The organism is Geodermatophilaceae bacterium NBWT11 (genome assembly GCA_014218215.1).
Classification (GTDB): domain Bacteria; phylum Actinomycetota; class Actinomycetes; order Mycobacteriales; family Geodermatophilaceae; genus Klenkia.
Genome location: CP043652.1, coordinates 996,412 through 1,015,424 on the forward strand (window position 1 = coordinate 996,412; position 19,013 = coordinate 1,015,424).

At 73.5% G+C, this 19,013-nt stretch carries 20 protein-coding genes; 6 read left to right on the forward strand and 14 right to left on the reverse strand.

The window, feature by feature from the left end:
- Positions 1 to 4: 4 nt before the first annotated feature.
- The 6 genes from manA to F1C76_04725 form a co-directional block, all read right to left on the reverse strand.
- Entirely contained in the window at positions 5 to 1,186 is a 1,182-nt protein-coding gene (gene manA / locus F1C76_04700; GenBank protein QNG35978.1) for a mannose-6-phosphate isomerase, class I, read from the reverse strand.
- A gap of 95 nt (positions 1,187 to 1,281) precedes the next feature.
- Positions 1,282 to 2,247, reverse strand: a complete 966-nt coding sequence (locus tag F1C76_04705) for a cation diffusion facilitator family transporter (GenBank protein ID QNG35979.1) — start codon at positions 2,245 to 2,247, stop codon at positions 1,282 to 1,284.
- A complete protein-coding gene (locus F1C76_04710; GenBank protein QNG35980.1) occupies positions 2,244 to 3,386 on the reverse strand; it encodes an RpiR family transcriptional regulator in 1,143 nt (380 codons plus the stop codon). The genes F1C76_04705 and F1C76_04710 overlap by 4 nt, the downstream gene beginning before the upstream one ends.
- Positions 3,387 to 3,390: 4 nt before the next feature.
- A complete protein-coding gene (locus tag F1C76_04715) occupies positions 3,391 to 3,588 on the reverse strand; it encodes a Trm112 family protein (GenBank protein ID QNG35981.1) in 198 nt (65 codons plus the stop codon).
- Positions 3,585 to 4,964, reverse strand: a complete 1,380-nt coding sequence (locus F1C76_04720) for a phosphomannomutase/phosphoglucomutase (protein ID QNG39016.1) — start codon at positions 4,962 to 4,964, stop codon at positions 3,585 to 3,587. Before F1C76_04720 ends, F1C76_04715 begins: the two co-directional genes overlap by 4 nt.
- Positions 4,965 to 5,052: 88 nt before the next feature.
- Positions 5,053 to 5,415, reverse strand: coding sequence for a DUF3499 domain-containing protein (locus tag F1C76_04725; protein QNG35982.1), 363 nt, complete (start codon positions 5,413 to 5,415; stop codon positions 5,053 to 5,055).
- A 119-nt stretch (positions 5,416 to 5,534) separates the two neighbouring features.
- On the opposite strand from F1C76_04725, the gene F1C76_04730 reads away from it, so the two are divergent.
- Positions 5,535 to 5,993, forward strand: a complete 459-nt coding sequence (locus F1C76_04730) for a metallopeptidase family protein (GenBank protein ID QNG35983.1) — start codon at positions 5,535 to 5,537, stop codon at positions 5,991 to 5,993.
- Positions 5,994 to 6,032: 39 nt separating this feature from the next.
- Positions 6,033 to 7,217, forward strand: coding sequence for a hypothetical protein (locus tag F1C76_04735; GenBank protein QNG35984.1), 1,185 nt, complete (start codon positions 6,033 to 6,035; stop codon positions 7,215 to 7,217).
- On the opposite strand, the gene F1C76_04740 is transcribed toward F1C76_04735, so the two are convergent.
- Positions 7,192 to 8,001 (reverse strand): hypothetical protein, encoded by an 810-nt coding sequence (locus tag F1C76_04740; protein QNG35985.1) that lies wholly within the window; start codon positions 7,999 to 8,001, stop codon positions 7,192 to 7,194. The two genes, F1C76_04735 and F1C76_04740, sit on opposite strands and share 26 nt — an antisense overlap.
- Positions 8,002 to 8,092: 91 nt before the next feature.
- A complete protein-coding gene (locus F1C76_04745; GenBank protein QNG35986.1) occupies positions 8,093 to 8,428 on the reverse strand; it encodes a WhiB family transcriptional regulator in 336 nt (111 codons plus the stop codon).
- 304 nt (positions 8,429 to 8,732) lie between these two features.
- Here F1C76_04745 and F1C76_04750 point away from each other — a divergent pair, with 304 nt between their 5' ends.
- Complete coding sequence (locus F1C76_04750; GenBank protein QNG35987.1) at positions 8,733 to 9,683, forward strand: 2-phospho-L-lactate transferase; 951 nt, start codon at positions 8,733 to 8,735, stop codon at positions 9,681 to 9,683.
- Positions 9,676 to 10,728, forward strand: a complete 1,053-nt coding sequence (locus F1C76_04755; protein ID QNG35988.1) for a coenzyme F420-0:L-glutamate ligase — start codon at positions 9,676 to 9,678, stop codon at positions 10,726 to 10,728. The genes F1C76_04750 and F1C76_04755 overlap by 8 nt, the downstream gene beginning before the upstream one ends.
- A gap of 48 nt (positions 10,729 to 10,776) precedes the next feature.
- Here the strand turns inward: F1C76_04755 and F1C76_04760 are convergent, their stop codons facing one another.
- Entirely contained in the window at positions 10,777 to 11,925 is a 1,149-nt protein-coding gene (locus F1C76_04760) for a methyltransferase domain-containing protein (protein QNG35989.1), read from the reverse strand.
- 221 nt (positions 11,926 to 12,146) lie between these two features.
- Here F1C76_04760 and F1C76_04765 point away from each other — a divergent pair, with 221 nt between their 5' ends.
- Complete coding sequence (locus F1C76_04765) at positions 12,147 to 12,758, forward strand: dTDP-4-keto-6-deoxy-D-glucose epimerase (protein ID QNG35990.1); 612 nt, start codon at positions 12,147 to 12,149, stop codon at positions 12,756 to 12,758.
- On the opposite strand, the gene F1C76_04770 is transcribed toward F1C76_04765, so the two are convergent.
- The 5 genes from F1C76_04770 to F1C76_04790 are packed head-to-tail and all read right to left on the reverse strand — an operon-like array spanning position 12,743 to position 17,730.
- Entirely contained in the window at positions 12,743 to 13,669 is a 927-nt protein-coding gene (locus F1C76_04770) for a DNA-3-methyladenine glycosylase 2 family protein (GenBank protein ID QNG35991.1), read from the reverse strand. The two genes, F1C76_04765 and F1C76_04770, sit on opposite strands and share 16 nt — an antisense overlap.
- A gap of 15 nt (positions 13,670 to 13,684) precedes the next feature.
- Positions 13,685 to 14,455, reverse strand: coding sequence for an SDR family NAD(P)-dependent oxidoreductase (locus F1C76_04775; protein QNG35992.1), 771 nt, complete (start codon positions 14,453 to 14,455; stop codon positions 13,685 to 13,687).
- A gap of 26 nt (positions 14,456 to 14,481) precedes the next feature.
- Positions 14,482 to 15,573 carry a mannose-1-phosphate guanylyltransferase gene (locus F1C76_04780; protein ID QNG35993.1) on the reverse strand — a complete coding sequence of 364 codons (1,092 nt, stop codon included), beginning with the start codon at positions 15,571 to 15,573 and terminating at the stop codon, positions 14,482 to 14,484.
- Positions 15,574 to 15,622: 49 nt separating this feature from the next.
- Positions 15,623 to 17,428 (reverse strand): serine hydrolase, encoded by a 1,806-nt coding sequence (locus F1C76_04785; GenBank protein ID QNG35994.1) that lies wholly within the window; start codon positions 17,426 to 17,428, stop codon positions 15,623 to 15,625.
- Entirely contained in the window at positions 17,419 to 17,730 is a 312-nt protein-coding gene (locus F1C76_04790) for a hypothetical protein (GenBank protein ID QNG35995.1), read from the reverse strand. The genes F1C76_04785 and F1C76_04790 overlap by 10 nt, the downstream gene beginning before the upstream one ends.
- Before the next feature lie 431 nt (positions 17,731 to 18,161).
- Here F1C76_04790 and F1C76_04795 point away from each other — a divergent pair, with 431 nt between their 5' ends.
- Entirely contained in the window at positions 18,162 to 18,968 is an 807-nt protein-coding gene (locus F1C76_04795; GenBank protein ID QNG35996.1) for an ABC transporter permease, read from the forward strand.
- Positions 18,969 to 19,013: the final 45 nt, after the last annotated feature.

Below are 19,013 nucleotides of genomic sequence, written 5' to 3' on the forward strand. Positions count from 1 at the left end.
GCCGTCAGACCGCGCGCAGTCCCGTGGTGGCCCGGTAGAGCACGGCGGGCCCCTGGGCGCTGACCGGGATCCCGGCGGGGAGGAAGGCCGACTGGCCCTTCTGCAGCACGAGCTCCCCGTCGTCGGTGCCGAGCACCGCGGTCCCCTCGGTGCACAGCAGCACCTGGGGGCCCGGGGTCCGCAGGCTGCCCGCGTCGACACCGAGCTCGGCGCGGGTGAGGTCGAAGTCCTCGACCGGCACCGGGTAGCGCAGCCCACCGGGGCCGAGGACCGGGCGGATGACCGGCACCCGGCCGTCGGTGAAGTCCAGCACCTCGATGAGCGCTGCCAGGTCCACGTGCTTGCCGGTCAGGCCACCGCGCAGGACGTTGTCCGAGCTCGCCATGACCTCGACGCCGGCCCCGGAGAGGTAGGCGTGCAGGTTGCCGGCGGGCAGGAAGACGGCCTCGCCGGGAGCCAGGGTCAGGTGGTTGCACAGCAGCGAGATCACGACGCCGGGGTCGCCGGGGTAGGTCTTCGCCAGGTCGGCAGCCCAGCGGTAGGTGTTGATGAACTCGGGGTCGTGGGCGGCGACGAACCGCTCGGCCCGCTCCGCCACGGCGGTGACCAGGGACTGCCGGCGCTTGACCGAGAGGGCCAGCAGCTGCGGGATCGCGACCTGCAGGCCGCCGCGGGCCAGCGCCGCGATCGTCGGCTTGAGCTCGGGGAGCTGCAGCTTGGCCAGGCAGTGCAGGGACTCCTCGACCGGCCGGAACCCGCACAGCGCCTCGACCGGGGTGATGGCGAGGAGGATCTCCGGCTTGTGGAACGGGTCCTTGAACGTCCGCGTGGGGTCGTCCTGGGCGACGCCGGCGGCCTCCTCGGCGGCGAAGCCGACCTCGGCCTGCGCGGTGGTCGGGTGGGCCTGCAGCGAGAGCGCCGAGTCCGCGGCGAGCACCTTCATCAGGAAGGGCAGCCGGTCACCGAACCGGTGCCGCACCGCCGTGCTCAGCAACCGGTCGGGCTCCGCGGCGATCGCCGCGTCGAGGGTCCGGCCGTCGGCGAGCACGCTGGGGGCGTCCGGGTGAGCGCCCATCCACAGCTCGGCGTAGGGCTGGTCTGCCGGAGAGGCGTCCCCCAGCAGCTCGGGGATCACGGTGCGACTGCCCCACGGGTAGTGCCGGATGGTGTTCGTCAGCTGCCACATCGTCCGCGAGGCTACTGGTGCAGAGGTCACCCAGGGGTCCTCGGCGGTGGTGACCCCGGACTCCACCCGCACGGGAGCCGCCCCACCCGGACGGGTCAGACGCCGGAGCGCCGGATGTCGGGTTCCAGGTAGATGACGCGGGCGATCGGCACCGCGGCCCGGATGCGCGCCTCGGCCTCGTCGATGGCCCGGGCCACCGCGGCGGCCGTGTCGTCGTGCTCGACGGCGATCTTCGCGCCCACGAGCAGCTCCTCGGGGCCCAGGTGCTGGGTCTTCATGTGGATGACCGAGAGCACCCGCTCCCCGCCCTCGAGCGCGTCCCGGATCAGCCGCTCCATCTCCGGGGTCGCGGCCTCACCGACGAGCAGGCTCTTCGTCTCGACCGCCAGGATCGCGGCCACCGCGATCAGCAGCAGGCCGATGGCGACGGTCCCCAGCCCGTCGTAGAGCCCGTTGCCGGTCGCCACCGTCAGCCCGACCCCCAGCAGGGCGAAGACGAGGCCGGTCAGGGCGGCGGAGTCCTCGAGCAGGACCACCGGCAGCTCGGGGGCCCGGGCGTGCCGGATGAACCCCCACCAGCTCTCCCCCGGCTTGCGCACCGCGTTGCTCTCGCGCACCGCCGTGCGCAGGGAGAACGACTCCAGCACGATCGCCACGCCCAGGACGCCGAAGGCCCAGACCGGGCTCGTCAGCTCCTCGGGCTCGAGCAGCTTGTGCACGCCCTCGTAGACGGCGAAGACCCCGCCGACGCTGAAGAGCACGACGGCGACCAGGAAGCCGTAGACGTAGCGGTCCCGGCCGAAGCCGAACGGGTGCTGGGGCGTGGCCTGCCGCTTCGAGGTGCGGCCGCCGATGAGCAGCAGCACCTGGTTGCCGGAGTCGGCGACGGAGTGGATCGCCTCGGCCAGCATCGAGGAGGCCCCGGTGACCAGGAAGGCGACGAACTTCGCGATCGCGATGCCGATGTTGGCTGCCAACGCCGCGAGGATCGCCGTCGTCCCACCACCGTGCGCCTCACCGCCGTCTGCGGGGGCCGGGGCGGTCGTGGGGGTCTCGCTCACGGGCGTGCGCTCCGTTCGGCGTCCAGGGCCAGCGCGAGGTAGACGGCGCTGAAGTCGGCGAGGGCGATCTGCCGGGCCACCCGGGCCAGGCGCGACTCCTCAGGGCCGTCACCGGCGGCGGCCAGCGCGCTGACGGGCACGTTGCGGTCGGCAGCGGTGCGCAACACCTGCGCCATGGCCTCCTCGGCGGAGTGGTCCTCGCCGGCGCTGCGGCCGTCACGGTCACCGCCCGCGGCGTCCCGGACGGTCAGCAGCCGCAGGCGGCGTCCCTCGTCGTCGGTGCGGTCGCGGAAGAAGTCGTCGCCCCCGGTGGGGGCGAGCGGCCCGCCGAGCACCGCGCAGGCAGCCACCCGCTGGTCGGGCAGCCGGAACGCCGGGGCCGGGAGTCCGGTCAGGGTGGCCAGCTGGTCGGCGACCCGGACGGCGGCGGCACCGGCGAGCGGGCCCTCCGCAGCGATCACCGGGAGCGCGTCGAGCAGCTCGAGCGCCAGGGTCTTGGCCGGGTTGAGGAAGGTCTCCCGCGCAGGTCCGCAGTCGCCGGCCACCTCGTCCAGGGCGAGGGCGACGGCATCGGGGTCGGCGGCCCCCGCGGGGAGCAGGCCGAGGTCGGTGACCAGCTGGAGCATCGGGGTGAGCAACGACCACAGCGTGGCCTGACGGACCCGGGAGGCCGGCAGCGCGACGTGCGGCGCCCGGCCGGCGGCGCACGCGGCGTGCAGCGGGGCACCCTCGGCGCCGATGCCGACCAGTGCCACGCCCCGGCGGGTCGCCTCGTAGGCGGGGAGGACGGCGTACCGGCCCGCGCCGGTCCGGGTGGCCACCACCGCGATGTCGGAGGGGCCGAGCCAGACGGGGAGGTCGGGCCCCGGGACGACGTCCACGGTCACCGGGCTCGAGGCACCGAGCAGGGCCCGCAGCACCGCGGCGGCGACGGCTCCCTCGCGGCGGGCGACGACCACCAGTCCCCGGGGGCGGCCGGCGTCGGTGACGCGGGCCAGCCCGGCCTCCTCGGTCAGCCGGGCGGTCTCGCGGACCTGGGCGCCGGCGCCGGCGACGGCGGGGAGCAGGCCCTGCGGGTCACGGGCCCGCAGCAGGTCGGGGGCGTCGAAGAGCTCCTCGGCCAGCTCGGGAGCGGTCATGCCGTCACGACGTGCGGTGCCGTGCCTCGTCGAGCAGCAGCACCGGGATGCCGTCGCGGACGGGGAAGGCGCGGTCGCAGGTCGTGCACAACAGCTCGGCCGCCCCGACGTCGAGCGTCAGGGGGCTGTGGTGAGTGTCCGGGCAGGCCAGGATCGCCAGCAGCGCGGGGTCGATGCCGAGGGTGTCTGCGGTACCGGTCATGCGCGCACCATCTCCAGGACGTGGTCGCGGACCTGGGTCATCCGCGCCTGGTCGGGGGCCTCGACGTTGAGTCGGAGCAGGGGTTCGGTGTTGCTGGCGCGCAGGTTGAACCACGCGCCGTCGGGCAGCTGCACGGTGAGGCCGTCGAGCTCGTCGAACCGGACGTCCTCGTCGGCACCGTAGGCCTCCCGCACCGCCGCCACCCGCCCGGCCGCGTCGGCGACGGTGGAGTTGATCTCACCCGATGCCGCGTAGCGGCTGTACTCGGCGGTGAGCTCGGACAACGTGCGGGTCTGCTCGCCCAGCGCGGCCAGCACGTGCAGGGCGGCCAGCATGCCGGTGTCGGCCCGCCAGAAGTCGCGGAAGTAGTAGTGGGCGGAGTGCTCGCCGCCGAAGACGGCGTCGGTGCGGGCCATCTCGGCCTTGATGAAGCTGTGGCCGACCCGGGTGCGCACCGGCTCCCCACCGTGCTCCCGGACGATCTCGGGCACCGCGGCCGAGGTGATCAGGTTGTGGATGATCGTCGTCCCCACGCCGCGCGCGAGTTCCCGGACCGCGACCAGTGCCGTCACCGCGGACGGGCTGACCGGCTCGCCGCGCTCGTCGACCACGAACACCCGGTCGGCGTCACCGTCGAAGGCCAGCCCGATGTCGCCCCCGTGCTCGACCACGGCGGCCTGCAGGTCGACGAGGTTGGCCGGGTCGAGCGGGTTGGCCTCGTGGTTGGGGAAGGAGCCGTCCAGCTCGAAGTACATCGGCACGATCTCGAGCGGGAGCCCGGACAGCACCACCGGGACGGTGTGCCCGCCCATGCCGTTGCCGGCGTCCACGACGACCTTCAGCGGACGGATCCCGGACAGGTCGACCAGGCCGTTGAGGTAGGCGGAGTACTCGGCGAGCACGTCGCGCGAGGTCACCGACCCGACACCCGTCGGCTCACGGTCGAAGGGGTCCCCGCCCGCGAGCAGGGCCTCGGACCAGGAACGGATCTCGGCGAGTCCGGAGTCCTGCCCGATGGGGGCGGCACCCGCCCGGCACATCTTGATGCCGTTGTACTGCGCCGGGTTGTGGCTGGCGGTGAACATCGCACCGGGCACGTCCAGGCTGCCGGCCGCGAAGTACAGCATGTCGGTGGACCCCAGCCCGGCCTCGATCACGTCGACGCCCCGGCTGAGCACGCCCTCGGCGAACGCCCGGGACAGCGGGATCGAGGTCTCGCGCATGTCGTGCGCGGTGACGACGGCACCGGCGCCGGTCTCGTGGTGCACGAACTCGGCGAACGCGGCACCGATCGCCCGGGCCACGCCCTCGTCCCACTGGTCGGGGACGACCCCACGCACGTCGTAGGCCTTGATCAACGACGACAGGTCGGGCACGCGGTCCACCTAGGTTCGGTCCTCACCACTCCGACGGGGGTGGCGCTCAGACCCTAACGACGGGCTCCGACGGTGTCGCGGCCACGCGTCAGGGGAGGTTGGGCAGCACCCGCAGGTGACCACGCCGACGCGGGGTGGACTCGCCCTCGGGAGCGTCCACCTGCTCGAACTCCGGCTCCGGCCGGGCCGCCTCGCGGACGGCGTCGGCGAGGGCCAACAGGTCGTCCCCGGTCGGGCCGGCGTCGTCGGTGTCGACCTCGTGCCGGACCACCTCCCAGCCGCGGGGCACCGTCAGGCGCTCGGCGTGGAACTCGCACAGGTCGTAGCTGTGCGGCTCGGAGTAGGTCGCCAACGGGCCGACGACGGCCGTGGACTCCGCGTAGACGTAGGTCAGGGTGGATGCCGCCGGCTGGGCGCACCCGCTGCGCGAGCAGCGTCGCGACTGCCTCACCACCGGTTCCTCACGTCTCGCACACTAACCGCGCCCACCGACATCCGTCACGAGGCACACCGTGCCGTCCTCCCAGCGGTGGGCACGGGCGGCCGTGTCCGTCGTAGGCTCGCCGCGCCATGGACCGTCCCCCCGCACGCGCCCGCCGCGACCGGCACGGCCGTGGCCTGCGCGGTCGCCTCGTCCCGCCCGGTGTGCCGCTGTCCCGCAGCCGCGCCGAGCAGTTCGACGACCTGGTCCTCGACGCCGTCGAGGCCCTGGAGCGACGCTGGGAGAAGGAGCTCGCCGGGGTCGAGTTCGCCGTCGAGGACGTGCCGTGGGTCGACCACAGCAGCCCCGACGAGGTGGTGCTGGACGCCGACGTGCTCGACGACGGCAGCGTGCCGCTGGCCCGGGTCCTGCCCGGCCACCGCGAGGGCGGCACCGAGCACCCCCCGCGGATCATCGTCTACCGGCGCCCCCTGGAGATCCGGGCCCACGACCGGGACGACCTGGCCGACCTCGTGCGGGACGTCGTGGTCGACCAGGTGGCCGTCCTGCTGGGCCGCGACCCGGAGGAGATCGACCCCACCGGTTGACCCCCGGGCCGCCCGGCGGGCCGTGTCATGCTGCCTGCCGTGGACCGGGTCGACGAGGGAACGGGCGCGACCGGGCACCGGGGGCGGTGGACCGGGCTCGTCGTGGGCGGGGCGGTCCTCGCCGTGCTGGCCGTGGCCGGCGCCTTCACCGCGTCCCCGGCTGCCGGCGCCTGGGTGCTCGCCGCCCTGGCAGCGGCCCTCCTCCTCGGCGGCGGCGCTGCTGCCTGGGCGGGACGTGGACCGGCCGCGGAGCCCGCGCCGGCGGTCACCGCACCGACCAGCCCGCCGGCCGCGTCGGCCGCGCCGGTGCGGGAGGTCGACGACCTGCAGGCGTTCTTCGAGGCCCCACCGGGCACGACCGACGCCGTCGGACCGACCGACGGACCCGGGGAGGCCGTCGCCCCGGCGACGACCCCCGCCCCGGCGACGACCTCGGCCCCGGCCTCGGACCACCGTCCCTCGCAGGCCGTGCCGGCGGCTGCTGACGAGGCCCACCGGACGACCGTGCGCCGCATCGCCGTGGGTGCGACAGCGGCACTCCTGGTCGTGGTGGTCGGGGCCGCCGTCGCCGCCGCGCTCACCCGGGACGAGACCCCGCGGGGTGGGGACGGCGCCGGGCGGGTCGACCGGGACGGCTCGGCGAGCCCCACCGACACGCCCACGACGACGGCCCCGTCGACCCCGACCTCGGCCCCGGCCCCGTTCACCGCCGCCGCGGCCGGGGACCTGGCCGGCGTCGTGGTGTCCCCCGGCCGCGACGGACTGGAGGCCGACCTGGTCTTCGAGGGCATCGTCCTGGAGCCGCGCGCGGTGGGTTCCACCGTGACCCGACCGGGCCTGGCCCTGAGCACCGACGGCCGGTCGGGTGTCGCCCACCTCGAGCTGCCCACCTGGAACTGCCTCTCGGCGACGGCCCCGGCCGACCCGGCTGCGGCCGGGTGCACGCCCGGACCGACCGAGTACGCGGACCTGGGCACCCCGACCCTGCGGGTCGACGTGGCCGGCGGGGACTTCGAGCTGACCGGGGACTTCCCCACGTACACCCGCCCGAACGGCTCACCGCCGGCGTACACGGGCCGCACCTACGCCGTCACGGTCACCGGCGGACCCGCGGGCGAGGCTCGCGGCGAGGAGGCACGGGCGACCGGCGAGCTGGGCCTCGGCGGAGCCACCACCGGGACCCGGACCGACACCGACGTCAACCTCGTCCGCGTCCCCGGCTGACCGACCAGGACGCCGCGGTCAACGACACCGACGGCTGGCCGGGGCCGCTGTCCAGCCCTCCGGTCTCGGTCCACCCCCACCAGGGGCGACGTGGTCCGTCACCGACCAGGGTGAGCAGCCCGGCCACGACGCGGCCGCCACGGACGACGACGGCGTGTTCCAGACCGCCCAGTCCCGCGTGCACCCGCGCCGCGGCACGGACCGGCCCGAGCCCCGCCCCCGGTGGACGCCGGTCCAGGAACGCCGGGAGCCACCGCTCGAGGTCGACCGGGTCCTGGGAGCGGTGCACGGCGCCCAGGTCGTCCAGCCGGTCCACCAGCGTGCGGGCGCGCTCGGTCCGGAAGTGGGCGCCGGTGCCGAGCCGGCGGGCCAGGGCGGACAGCGCCGGGTCGCCGAGCGGCAGGCCGGTCAGCCGCAGGGACCACCGGCCCGGCAGCGACTCGAGCAGCCCGACGACCCCGTCGACCAGCTCCTCGGCGGCTCCGTGGTCGACGACCGGGAGCCGGCGGGGCGGCGCCCCCGCCGGGTCGGGCAGGTCGCCGTCCCCGAGCAGGCGGACGGTCGTGACGGGCCCGCGCCGCCGGGACGACAGCAGGGCCGCCCCGCGGGGACGGCCCTGCTGGTGGGACTCGACGAGGACGCCGTGCAGACGGGCCGACGACGCCTGGGCGGCGGTGGTCAGCCACGGACCACGAGCGGTGACGGGTCCTCGGACCGTGAGCGGTGCGGTGGCGCGGATCTCACGCACCAGGCCGGCACGGCCGGCGGTGACCCGGGTCGTCATCGACCCAGTCGATCACAGGACCGGGTGGAACGGCCCGCCCCCGGGCTCCCGGCCCGAGCAGAGCTCGGGCGGGGGGAGGGCAGGTCCTCGATCAGACGGCGCGACGACGCAGCCGACGACGCTCACGCTCGGACAGCCCGCCCCAGATCCCGAAGCGCTCGTCCTTGCCCAGCGCGTACTCCAGGCACTCCATCTTGACCTCGCACCCGGTGCAGATCTTCTTGGCCTCCCGGGTGGAGCCGCCCTTCTCCGGAAAGAAGGCCTCCGGGTCGGTCTCGGCGCACAGGGCGCGCTCCTGCCAGCTCTTGTCGTCCTCGAGACCGGCGTTCCAGTCGGCGCCCCCCAGCGCCGAGACACTCGGCCCGTAGGCGGAGTTGCCCGCCGGAGCCTGCTGCTTGTAATCGCTCAACCACGACACCTCTGCCATGACGATGCGTCCCCTCTCGCCTTCGTCACGGTGCGTGACCTCCGGGCTGTTCCCGGGGGTCGTGCACCTGGTGACACCCGGGGAATTACACGCGTGTCGTTGTGCTCGGGTCAAGTCGGCCAGGTGTAACACCGAGTACCACGAGTCACAGCTGTCACGGCGGGTCTCGACAGGGTCACAGAACCCCCCGACACGCCGCGCCGATGCACGACATCTGCCCACGGACCCCCCTCGTTTCATGCAGATCAATCCGAGGGACTCCCGCCGTCCCGAACGGGACTTGCCATCGGGCACCATGGTGTGCATGGAGATCGTGGTCGTCGCCGGCGGAGTCGGCGGTGCCCGCTTCCTGGCCGGGCTCGTCACAGCAGCCCCAGGGGCCACGATCACGGCCGTGGTGAACACCGGGGACGACGTCACCCTGCACGGGCTGCGGATCTGCCCGGACCTGGACACCGTGATGTACACGCTGGGTGACGGCATCGACCCCGAGCGCGGCTGGGGACGGCGTGGTGAGACCTGGACCGTCAAGGACGAGCTGGCCGCGTACGGCGCCGAACCGACCTGGTTCGGCCTGGGCGACCGGGACCTGGCGACCCATCTGATCCGCACCCGGATGCTCGATGCGGGCTACCCGCTCTCCCAGGTGACCACCGCACTGGCCGAGCGCTGGCGGCCCGGGGTCACCCTGCTGCCGATGAGCGACGAACGGGTGGAGACGCACGTCGTGGTGGCCGACCCGGAGACCGGCCGGCAGCAGGCGATCCACTTCCAGGAGTGGTGGATCAAGCACCGGGCGTCCCTGGACCCCACGGCCTTCGTCCAGGTCGGTGTCGAGGACGCCCGGCCGGCACCCGGCGTGGTCGAGGCGTTCGCCACCGCCGACGCGGTGCTCCTGGCGCCCTCGAACCCCGTCGTGTCGGTCGGCACGGTCCTCGGGGTGCCGGGGATGCGGGAGGCCCTGCTCGCCACCCCCGGGCGGGTCGTCGGGCTGTCCCCGATCGTGGGCGGCTCGGTCGTCCGCGGGATGGCCGACCGGTGCCTGCCCGCCCTGGGCATCGAGGTGAGCGCCGAGGGCGTGGGCCGGCACTACGGGGCACGCTCGGACGGCGGGCTGCTCGACGCGTGGCTGGTGCACGAGAGCGACAGCTCCGACGTGCCCGGGGTCGACGTCCGCGCCGTGCCGTTGCTGATGACCGATCCCGACGCGACGCAGGCGATAGCCCGGGCCGCGCTGGACGCCGCGGGTGTCTGAGCCGGTCGGGCTGCGGGTCCTGCCGGTCGCCGGGCTGCCCGAGTTCTCCCCGGGGGACGACCTCGCCGGTGCGATCGCCGCCGCGGCGCCGTGGCTGGCCGACGGGGACGTCGTCGTGGTCACCTCGAAGGTCGTCTCGAAGACCGAGGGCGCCCTGGTGCACATCGGTGCCGACGAGGACCGTGAGGTCGCGCGGCAGCGTGCGATCGACGACGAGACCGTGCGGGTGGTGGCCCGCCGCGGCCCGCTGAAGATCGTGGAGACCCGACAGGGCTGGGTGGTCGCCGCAGCCGGCATCGACGCCTCCAACGTGGCCGCCGGCCGGCTCGTCCTGCTCCCCCGCGACGCCGACGCCTCGGCCCGGTCACTGCGCTCCTCGCTCCACGACCTGCTGGGCGTCACCGTGGCCGTCGTCGTCAGCGACACCTTCGGCCGCACCTGGCGCGAGGGCCTGACCGACGTGGCCGTCGGGTCGGCCGGCATCCCGGCCCTCCTGGACCACCGGGGGGACGTCGACGCACACGGCAACCGGCTGGAGACCACCCAGGTGGCCCTCGTCGACGAGCTCGCCGGTGCCGCCGACCTGGTCAAGGGCAAGCTCGCCGGCGTGCCGGTGGCGGTGGTCCGCGGGGTGCCCTTCGCCGCACCGCCGGAGGACGTCGGCACCCGGCCGCTCGTCCGCCTCGGGCCCGGCGACCTCTTCGCGTACGGCACCCGGGACCTGGTCGGCGCCCGCCGCCCGGTCGCGGACCCGGCCCCCCGCCCGGGCGGGGTCGAGGCCGTCGCAGCGGCGTTCCGGGTCGCCACGGCAGCGCTGCCCGAGTTCCCCGTGGTCTTCTCCTACGGCGGTGCGGACGACGGCGTCGTCGACGTGCACCTGACCGACGCGGTGTCCACCACGACGGCGGTCAACCTGGGCGCGCTGGTCGGGGCGGCCCTGGTGCAGCTGCACGCCGAGGGGTGGGCCACTCGCTGGGAGCCGGTGGGGACGCCCGGCGGGTCGTCGCTGGTGGGTCGGGTGCGGCTGGGGTCGCTGCCGGACTGAACCGGCCGGGACCGCGCAGCCCGCCCGGCCGGGGACGAGGACCCGCGGTCAGCGGGCGAGGCGCCCCGCGAGTCGTCGCACGGGCCCCAGGGCCCGTCGCTTGACGCGGATGAGCCGCATCTCCTTGTCGGTGACGACCTGCAGCGCCGCACCCTCCGGGACCTCCGGCACGACGGGCTCGTCCTCGACCACTGGTTCGGGGAGTCGCTGCTCCTCCGGCGCCGTGAAGCCCTCTGCCAACCTGCGGGACCGGTCGACGTCCGACAACGTCCGCGGCAGCCGGCGCAGGGTGACGTAGTACTCGAGGTCGTCCACGGCGGTGGGGAGCACGTCTTCGACGACGAAGTCGAGCAGTCCCAGAGACGCCAACACCGACAACTGGTCCACCAGCTCCGTGGGGGTGAAGAGCCAGACGTGGCAGTCGATGTAGTCGCTCGTGCCGGCGTGTGCGGCCAGTTGCTCCTGCACGTAGGCCAGATCGTGGATCCGGCCCGCTGGGCCCGGGTCCACGCCGCGCCAGGCATCCCCGGGGGTGATGACCACGGCCTCGGCATGGTGGTCGTACACCGCGCGCACCGAGGGCCGGGTGTCCCCGTCCTCGTGGGCGGCGAGCATCTGGCCGACCGTCGTCCGCGGGCGTCGAGCGTCGAAGCAGTACCGCCGGTCCGGGACCGCGAGCGCGAGGAGCCCGTCGTCGACGAGCGAGCCAGCCAGGTCGGCCAACCACCCGACCAGGTCGGGCACGTGCTCGACGACGTGCGAGGCGACCGCCCAGTCGAACGGGCCGACCCCCTCCGCCGCTTCCGTGATCGAACGGACCCGTCCGTCCTGGGTCAGCGGCATGTCGACCTGCACGATGTCCTCGACCGGCACCCCGGGGTGACCGGAGTAGTGCTGACGCAGCGACTCCGTCGTGTCGATGTCCACGTACCAGACATCGGCTTCGTCCTTCGTCACCATGGGCGCGTACAGCGGCCCGACCTCCAGGCCCCGACCGCGGGTCGTGTCCAGGCAACGGAGGGTCTTCGCGACCCGCTCGGGCCGGACGCGTGAGATGAGGTCGGGGACCGAGGCGTCAGCACTCCGTCCCTCGAGGGGCCCGACGGTCTCGAGGACCGTCTCGTCTACCTCGCGCTCCCCCACTGTGGGCGAGTTCGTCGTTCTCACGTCATCGGTGTCGATGTCGGCGATCGTCATCCCGGGGGCTCCCGTCTCGGACGCTGCACTACTCAGCGTGATCGGTGGGTGACCTGCGTCTGTGTGGAACCTATCAGTCCGGATGGTCGCGACCGGGTGCTCCGACGCCCCCGACGATCGGAGGAGCACCGCCTGTCACTCGGGTCCCACGCCCACCGGGAGCACTCGCCCACCGGGCCGCCAGCGCCGATCCCCGCGAGCTCTGCGGCTACCGTCACGCCGTGCAGATCCGTGAGCTCGACGTCCCCGACAGCTACGTGCTGGACCTGACCCCGCACGGCGACAGCCGGGGTCGGTTCACCGAGTGGTACCGAGCCGACGTGCTCGCCGAGGCCACCGGTTTCGGGCTGACCCTCGCCCAGGCCAACCACTCCGTGTCCGCCCGTGGCGTCCTGCGCGGCGTGCACTTCGCGCTGGTCCCGCCCGGTCAGGCGAAGTACGTCTACTGCCCCAGCGGGAAGATCCTCGACGTCATCGTGGACATCCGGGTGGACTCCCCCACCTTCGGCACCGTGGACGCCGTCGAGCTCGACAGCGAGAACCCGAAGGCCGTCTACCTCTCCGAGGGCCTGGGGCACGCGTTCGTGTCGCTGGCGGACAACACCTCGGTGACCTACCTGGTCTCCAGCGGCTACTCCCCCGGCCGGGAGTTCGGCATCAACCCCATGGACCCCGACCTGGCCCTGCCCTGGCCCACCGACGTCGAGTTCGAGCTGTCGGCCAAGGACACCGCCGCACCCACGTTGGCCGAGGCCCGCGAGCAGGGTCTGCTGCCCACGATGGAGCAGTGCACCGCGCGCTACGAGGAACTGCGCGCTCAGAACCGCCGGTAGTCCGTCGGGGCCATCCGCGGGCCGCGCTTGGGGGGCATCGTCCCGCCGATCCCGAGCAGCCTCACGACCCGCTGGCGATGGCCCCGCCAGGGCTCCAGCAGCTCGAGCATGCCGGCGTCGTCGGTCTTCCGGCCCGCCAGCGACCACCCCACCAGGTTCTTCAGGTGGTAGTCGCCGGTGCTGACCTGGTCGGGGCAGCCGATGGCCCGCTGGGCCACCTCGGCCGCCGTCCACACGCCGATGCCGGGGACCGACCGCAGCCGGCGCCGCAGGTCCTCGCAGTCGGTGTGGTCGTCGCACTCCAACCGGGACGCGACGCCCGCCACCGCGAGGAGGGCACGACGCCGGGCGCCGTCCAGACCGCAGCGGTGCCACTCCCAGTCGGTGACCGCCCGCACCCGCTCGGCCGGGGGCACGACCCGCATCCCCGCCGGGGCCGGCCCGGGGGCCGGCTCCCCCGCGAGCTGCAGGAGCTGCTTCCAGGTGCGGTGCGCCTCGATGCCGGTGACCTTCTGCTCCAGCACCCCGGGCAGCAACGCGTCCCAGACCCGCCCCGTGCTGCCGATCCGGAGCCACGGTGAGCTCCGGTGCAACCGGTCGACCAGCGGGTGCAGGTGAGCGGCGAACCCCTCGGGCCGGTCGTCGGCCCCCAGCCAGCGGGGGACGACGTCGACCGCCCACTCCGCACCCGGGCCCCACGCCTGGGCGCTGACCAGACCGGCGTGCACCGTGATGCGCACGGTGGCCGGTCCCACCGGGGTCGACGTCGTCCGCCAGGCGGCCCCGTCGGCCGTGTACTGCAGCGTGGGGTCGCCGTGACCGCGCCGGTGCGGGGACAGCGCCCGACGGACGTCCAGGGGCCAGTCCGGCCGCCAGGTCGCCTCGCGCGGTGTCTGGACCGTCGTGGTCAGGTCAGCTCCCTCGGGTCAGCGCGGCGCCATCCGCAGGGCGCCGTCCATCCGGATGACCTCGCCGTTGAGGTAGCCGTGCCGCACGACGTCCAGCGCCAGCTCGGCGTAGTCCGACGGACGGGCCAGCCGCTTGGGGAAGGGTATGCCCGCGGACAGGCTGGCCCGCGCCTCCTCCGACAGCCCGGCGACCATCGGGGTGTCCACCAGCCCGGGGGCGATGGTGCACACCCGGATGCCGACGCCGGACAGGTCGCGCGCAGCCGGCAGGGTCATGCCGACGACGCCGCCCTTGGACGCGGCGTAGGCGATCTGGCCGATCTGGCCGTCGTAGGCCGCGATCGAGGCGGTGTTGACGATCACGCCGCGCTCGCCGTCCTCGTCGGGCTCGGTGGTCGCCATCGCCGCCGCGGCCAGCCGGAGCACGTTGAACGTGCCGACCAGGTTGACCATCACGGTCTTGCTGAACACGTCCAACGGGTGCGCGGTGCCGTCGCGGCCGACGGTGCGCTGCGCCCAGGCGATGCCGGCGCAGTTCACCGCGATCCGCAGCGGACGGTCCTTGCCGGTGGCGTCGGCGATCGCAGCCTGGACCGACGCCTCGTCGGTCACGTCGGTGCGGACGAACGTGGTGTGCCCGCCGAGCTCCGCGGCCAGGGCCTGCCCGCGGTCCTCCTGCAGGTCCAGGATCGTCACGGCCACGCCCTCGGCCGTCAGGGCCCGGGTGGTGGCCTCCCCGAGGCCGGAGGCCCCGCCGGTCACGACTGCTGCGACGTCGAGGTTCTTCATGACCGGCAGGTTAGCGAGCGTTCACGTCAGCTGTAGCGACCGGGGAAGCGCTCCTCGGCCCTGGCGAGCAGCTGCTTGACCCGTTCGGCGTCCCCGACCGGGCAGACCATGGTGACGTCCGCGGTGTGCACGACGACGCTGTCCCGGACCCCCACGAGGGCGACGAGGTGGTCCGGGTCGTCGGACAGGACGACGTTCCCGCTGCTGTCCAGGGCCACCACGAGACCGCGGGTCGCGTTGCCGGCGTCGTCGGTGTCCAGGGTGCCGGCCAACGCCGGCCAGGAGCCGACGTCGAGCCAGTCGACGTCCAGGTCGACGACCAGCACCCGGCCGGGCTCGGCCGCCGCCGGCTCCAGGACCGCGTAGTCCACGCTGATCTTCGGCAGGGTCGGGAAGACCTCGGCCACCGTGGTCGCACGATCGGTGGACGCCACGATCCGCCGCAGCCCCTCGGCGGACTCGGGCAGGTGCTCGGCGAGGGCGTCCAGCACCGTCTGGGCGCGCCAGACGAACATGCCGGAGTTCCACACGTACTCCCCCGACGCGAGGTACTGCTCGGCCGTCTCCCGGTCGGGCTTCTCCCGGAAGGACGCGGCTTCGGCGGCACCCGCGACCTCGGTCGACGCACCCTTCTGCACGTAGCCGAAGCCGGTGGCCGGGGACGTCGGTGTGATGCCCAGCGTGACCAGCGCCCGGGGCCGGACCGCGAGGCAGTCGTAGGCCGTGCGGAGGGCGTCGGCGAACCGCTCGACCGGTCGGATGACGTGGTCGGCGGAGACCACCGCCAGCTCGGCGTCGGGATCGACGTCGGCGACCAGGGCCGCAGCGAGCCCGACCGCGTTGGCGGTGTCCCGGGCCACCGGCTCCAGGATCAGCCGGTCCGCGCCGAGCTCGGGCAGCGCCGCCCGGACCATGTCGCCGTAGCGGGCGGCGGTGCACACCCAGATCTGCTCGGTGGGCAACACGGCCTGCAGCCGGGTGAATGCCTCGGCGAGCAGGCTGTGCGCGCCGCCGTCGTCCTGGGCGACGACGTCCAGGAGCTGCTTGGGGCGGGCGGCCCGGGACAACGGCCAGAGCCGGGTGCCCGAGCCTCCGGCCATGATCACTGCATGGCGCACTCGGTCGCCTCCTCGTTCGGGGTCGGCGACCAGACCGCCGCCAGGGACCTCAGACCACCACAGCCTGACACCCGAGCTGCAGGTAGGTGCTCTGCGCGGTGATCGGTATGCCGTAAGCGCAGACGGTGTGCAGCCCCGGAGACACGGCGAACTCGGCGGCGAAGCCGTGCGTCTGACCGGTGTCGGAGAAGTGCGACGACAGGTCCGGCCTGGCCAGACCAGCCTGCACCGAACCCACCGCCACGTCGTCGGCGTACAGGTCCACCCGGGTCACCCCCGCCGCAGCTGCCGAGTCGACGGACCAACCCGTGACGGAGACGCGTCCACCCCGGGCACTCACGGTGTCCAGACTGCCGACGACGTTCTGGGGCAGGACCACGGCCACGCAGCCCAGGACGCTGTTGTCACCGCGGCTCCCGGCCACGTTGATGCCGAAGGCACAGACGGACGCCGCCCCCCCACCTCCGCTGAGAGCCGTCCCCGAGAAGCCGTGCCCCGCACCCAACCGGGGGAAGACCCTGGCGACGTCGGCCCGCGCACCCCCGGCGCTGAGCGCCGTGCCCGTCCCGGCGACGTAGACGTGCGCCTCCGTCGGAGTCGTGGGGCGGTCGGGATCGGCGGTCCAGCCCGCGACCGCCACCGTCCGCATCCCCGTGACCGTGGCCGAGTCGAGGTGACCGATCGGGTCGATCGCTGCCGTCACCGTCGCGCAGACCACGGTGTTCGCCGTCCCCGCACCCACGTTGATCCAGTAGGAACAGACCTGGTGCGTACCGCTGGCCACGGGGACGTCGATCGACCAACCGTGTCCCGAGCCGACCCCGGGGTACGCCGCCCCCACGTCCGGACGCGGGTCCCCGGCGTACCGGGAGGAGGCCCCCACGCCGTCGACGTAGGTGTCCACCCGGACGGGATCCTGGGGCACGTCCGGGTCGAACACCCACCCCCGCAGGCGGAACACCCCCGAGGACACCTCGGAGACCTCGTCCAGACTGCCCACCGGGTTCCGGCTGGACGCCGGTGGGGGGACACGACCTCCGGGGAAGAGCCGCTCGACCACTCCGGTGAGGGTCTGACCGGCAGTCGCGTAGGACGTGCCGGAGCCCACCTGCGACAGGACCACGACGACGAACCGGTTGTCCGCGCCGAGGACCCCGGACGTGTGCAGCCGCCGCTGGCCCTCTTGGCAGCACATCCAGCCCTGCTTGACGCCGCGGCTCTCGGCGGGCATGGCCTGCGGGATGCCGAAGAACTGGTCGAAGCCGTCCGTGCCGTTGCGCGTCGCGCTGCGCATCAGGCCCACCAGGTGGTCCCTGTCCTCCGGGACCAGTCCCCCGGCCAGCATGCCGCGGTAGAAGGCCATGATGTCGTGCGCGGTGATCTGGTACATGCCCCAGTAGCTCGGGGTCGGCGGTGGCCCGATCTCGGACAGGCCGTACTTGCGCGCCACCTCGGCCACCATGCCCTGCCCGCCGAACCGGCTGTACAGGCTGGACATCGCAGCGTCGTCGGAGCTGCGGATCATGACGTCCATCAGGGCCCGGTCCTGCGCCGACAGTGCGATCTGGCCCGTCCTGGCGCGGCTGAGGAGACTCTCGGCGACGAAGAGCTTGACGATGGACGCCGATCGCATACGGGTGTGGGACCAGACGTTCTCGCTGACGAAGCCCGTCTCCCGGTCGAGCACCGAGATGCCGACCTGGCCCCGCCCCGCCGCGAAGTCCGACGCCACCGTCATCTGCGTGGAGAGGTCGTAGGCGGGTGCGGCCCGGGCCACGGGAGCCGCGACGACGGCCAGGCTGGAGAACAGGAGTCCGGCCACGGTCGCCGCGACGGCGACCATCCTCAGCCGCACGTCGCCTCCAGGTCGAGCGAGCCCGTCGACTCCGACGTGCGTGCGTGGAACAGCGATGCAGCGAGCACGATGCTCTCCCCGTCTCGTTGGGTGCGGACGTCGACCACGTCGTTCTCCAGGACCACCCCGGGAGCGGTGACCGTCAGCCGGGCCCCGGTCTCGTCGGCCGCCAGGAGCACTGCCGATCCGTCGTCGAGGGTCATGGCGAGGGCGCCGGCGCCATCCGCTCCGCACGTGCCGACCACGTCCTCGTCGAACGAGGCGGTGCCCGTCAGCGCCAGGACCAGACGACCGGTCAACACGCCGGTGGGGAGTGTCGCGATCGTCTCAGCCAGCCCCACGGACGAGGGGTCCTCCGGGGGCGGCGCGAGCACGTCGTCCCCCGGCAGGTCGGCAGTCTCCCGAGCCGGTGCCGACACCGCCCCTGGAGTCTCGGCAGGGGTCGACGAGCACCCTGGGACGAGCACGGTCGACGCCGCCCCCAGGCCGAAGAGGACCCAGGAACGGCGTCTGCGGATGGTCACGACCGGTAGCGTCACAGCAACAGTGCGCTACGGCAACCACCTCCCCACTGCCGTGTCGTCCCGGCTCGACGTGGCGGGAGCCCAGTGGCCGGCCGTCCTGCGGACAGGCAGGAGCAGCCACGTCGTCCGGGACGAACGCCCCGGGAGCGGCGGGCTGAGCAGTTACAGTGGCTCCCCGTGATGGACAACCGCACGACGCCTGACGCCCGGTGAGCGCGCTCACCGATCTCCGCTCGTCCCGCGACCTGTTGGTCAACCTCACGATGCGCGAGGTGAAGGGCAAGTACAAGCGGACCGTTCTGGGACAGGCCTGGTCCCTGCTCAACCCGGTGGCTGTCATGGCGACCTACGCCGTGGTGTTCGCCTTCGTCCTGCGGGCTCGGCCCGAGGCCGGAGACCCGTCGGGTCTGGACGTGTTCGCCCTGTGGCTGGCGGCCGCTCTGCTCCCCTGGATGTTCTTCAACAACGTCGTCGTGTCGGGCATGAACGCGGTGGTGGGGAACGCGAACCTCATCCAGAAGGTCTACTTCCCGCGCGAGACCCTGGTCCTCTCGAACTCGTTCTCCTGGCTCTTCACGTTCTGCATCGAGATGATCGTGCTCATCGTCGCGACGCTGCTCTTCGGTGGTCAGCCGCTGCTGCTGGTCCCCGTGACGGCCTTCTTGATGATCCTCCTCGTCGCCTTCGGCACCGGCATCGCGTTCCTGCTGGCCGTCGCGAACGTGTACTTCCGGGACACCCAGCACTTCGTGACGATCTTCATGCAGCTCTGGTTCTACGCCACGCCGATCGTCTACCCGGTGTCGCTCGTCGTCGACGCGAATCCCGCGATCGCGACGGTGTACCGGCTCAACCCCATGGAGCGGTTCAGTGAGGCCTTCCGCAACACCGTCTACGACGGGCGTCTGCCCACCCTCAACACGACCATCTACCTGGTCGTCGTCTCCCTCGTGGTCCTGATGATCGGCTACAGCGTCTTCCGGCGCCGCCAGGGACGACTGGCGGAGGAGCTGTGAGCACCGCGATCGTCGTCGACGACGTCTCCAAGAGGTTCCGCCTGT

Coding starts and splice junctions, on each gene's coding strand:
- manA (QNG35978.1), bottom strand. CDS start 1,186: ATGTGGCAGCTGACGAACACCATCCGGCACTACCCGTGGGGCAGTCGC.
- F1C76_04710 (QNG35980.1), bottom strand. CDS start 3,386: ATGACCGCTCCCGAGCTGGCCGAGGAGCTCTTCGACGCCCCCGACCTG.
- F1C76_04715 (QNG35981.1), bottom strand. CDS start 3,588: ATGACCGGTACCGCAGACACCCTCGGCATCGACCCCGCGCTGCTGGCG.
- F1C76_04730 (QNG35983.1), top strand. CDS start 5,535: ATGGACCGTCCCCCCGCACGCGCCCGCCGCGACCGGCACGGCCGTGGC.
- F1C76_04740 (QNG35985.1), bottom strand. CDS start 8,001: ATGACGACCCGGGTCACCGCCGGCCGTGCCGGCCTGGTGCGTGAGATC.
- F1C76_04745 (QNG35986.1), bottom strand. CDS start 8,428: ATGGCAGAGGTGTCGTGGTTGAGCGATTACAAGCAGCAGGCTCCGGCG.
- F1C76_04750 (QNG35987.1), top strand. CDS start 8,733: ATGGAGATCGTGGTCGTCGCCGGCGGAGTCGGCGGTGCCCGCTTCCTG.
- F1C76_04760 (QNG35989.1), bottom strand. CDS start 11,925: ATGACGATCGCCGACATCGACACCGATGACGTGAGAACGACGAACTCG.
- F1C76_04775 (QNG35992.1), bottom strand. CDS start 14,455: ATGAAGAACCTCGACGTCGCAGCAGTCGTGACCGGCGGGGCCTCCGGC.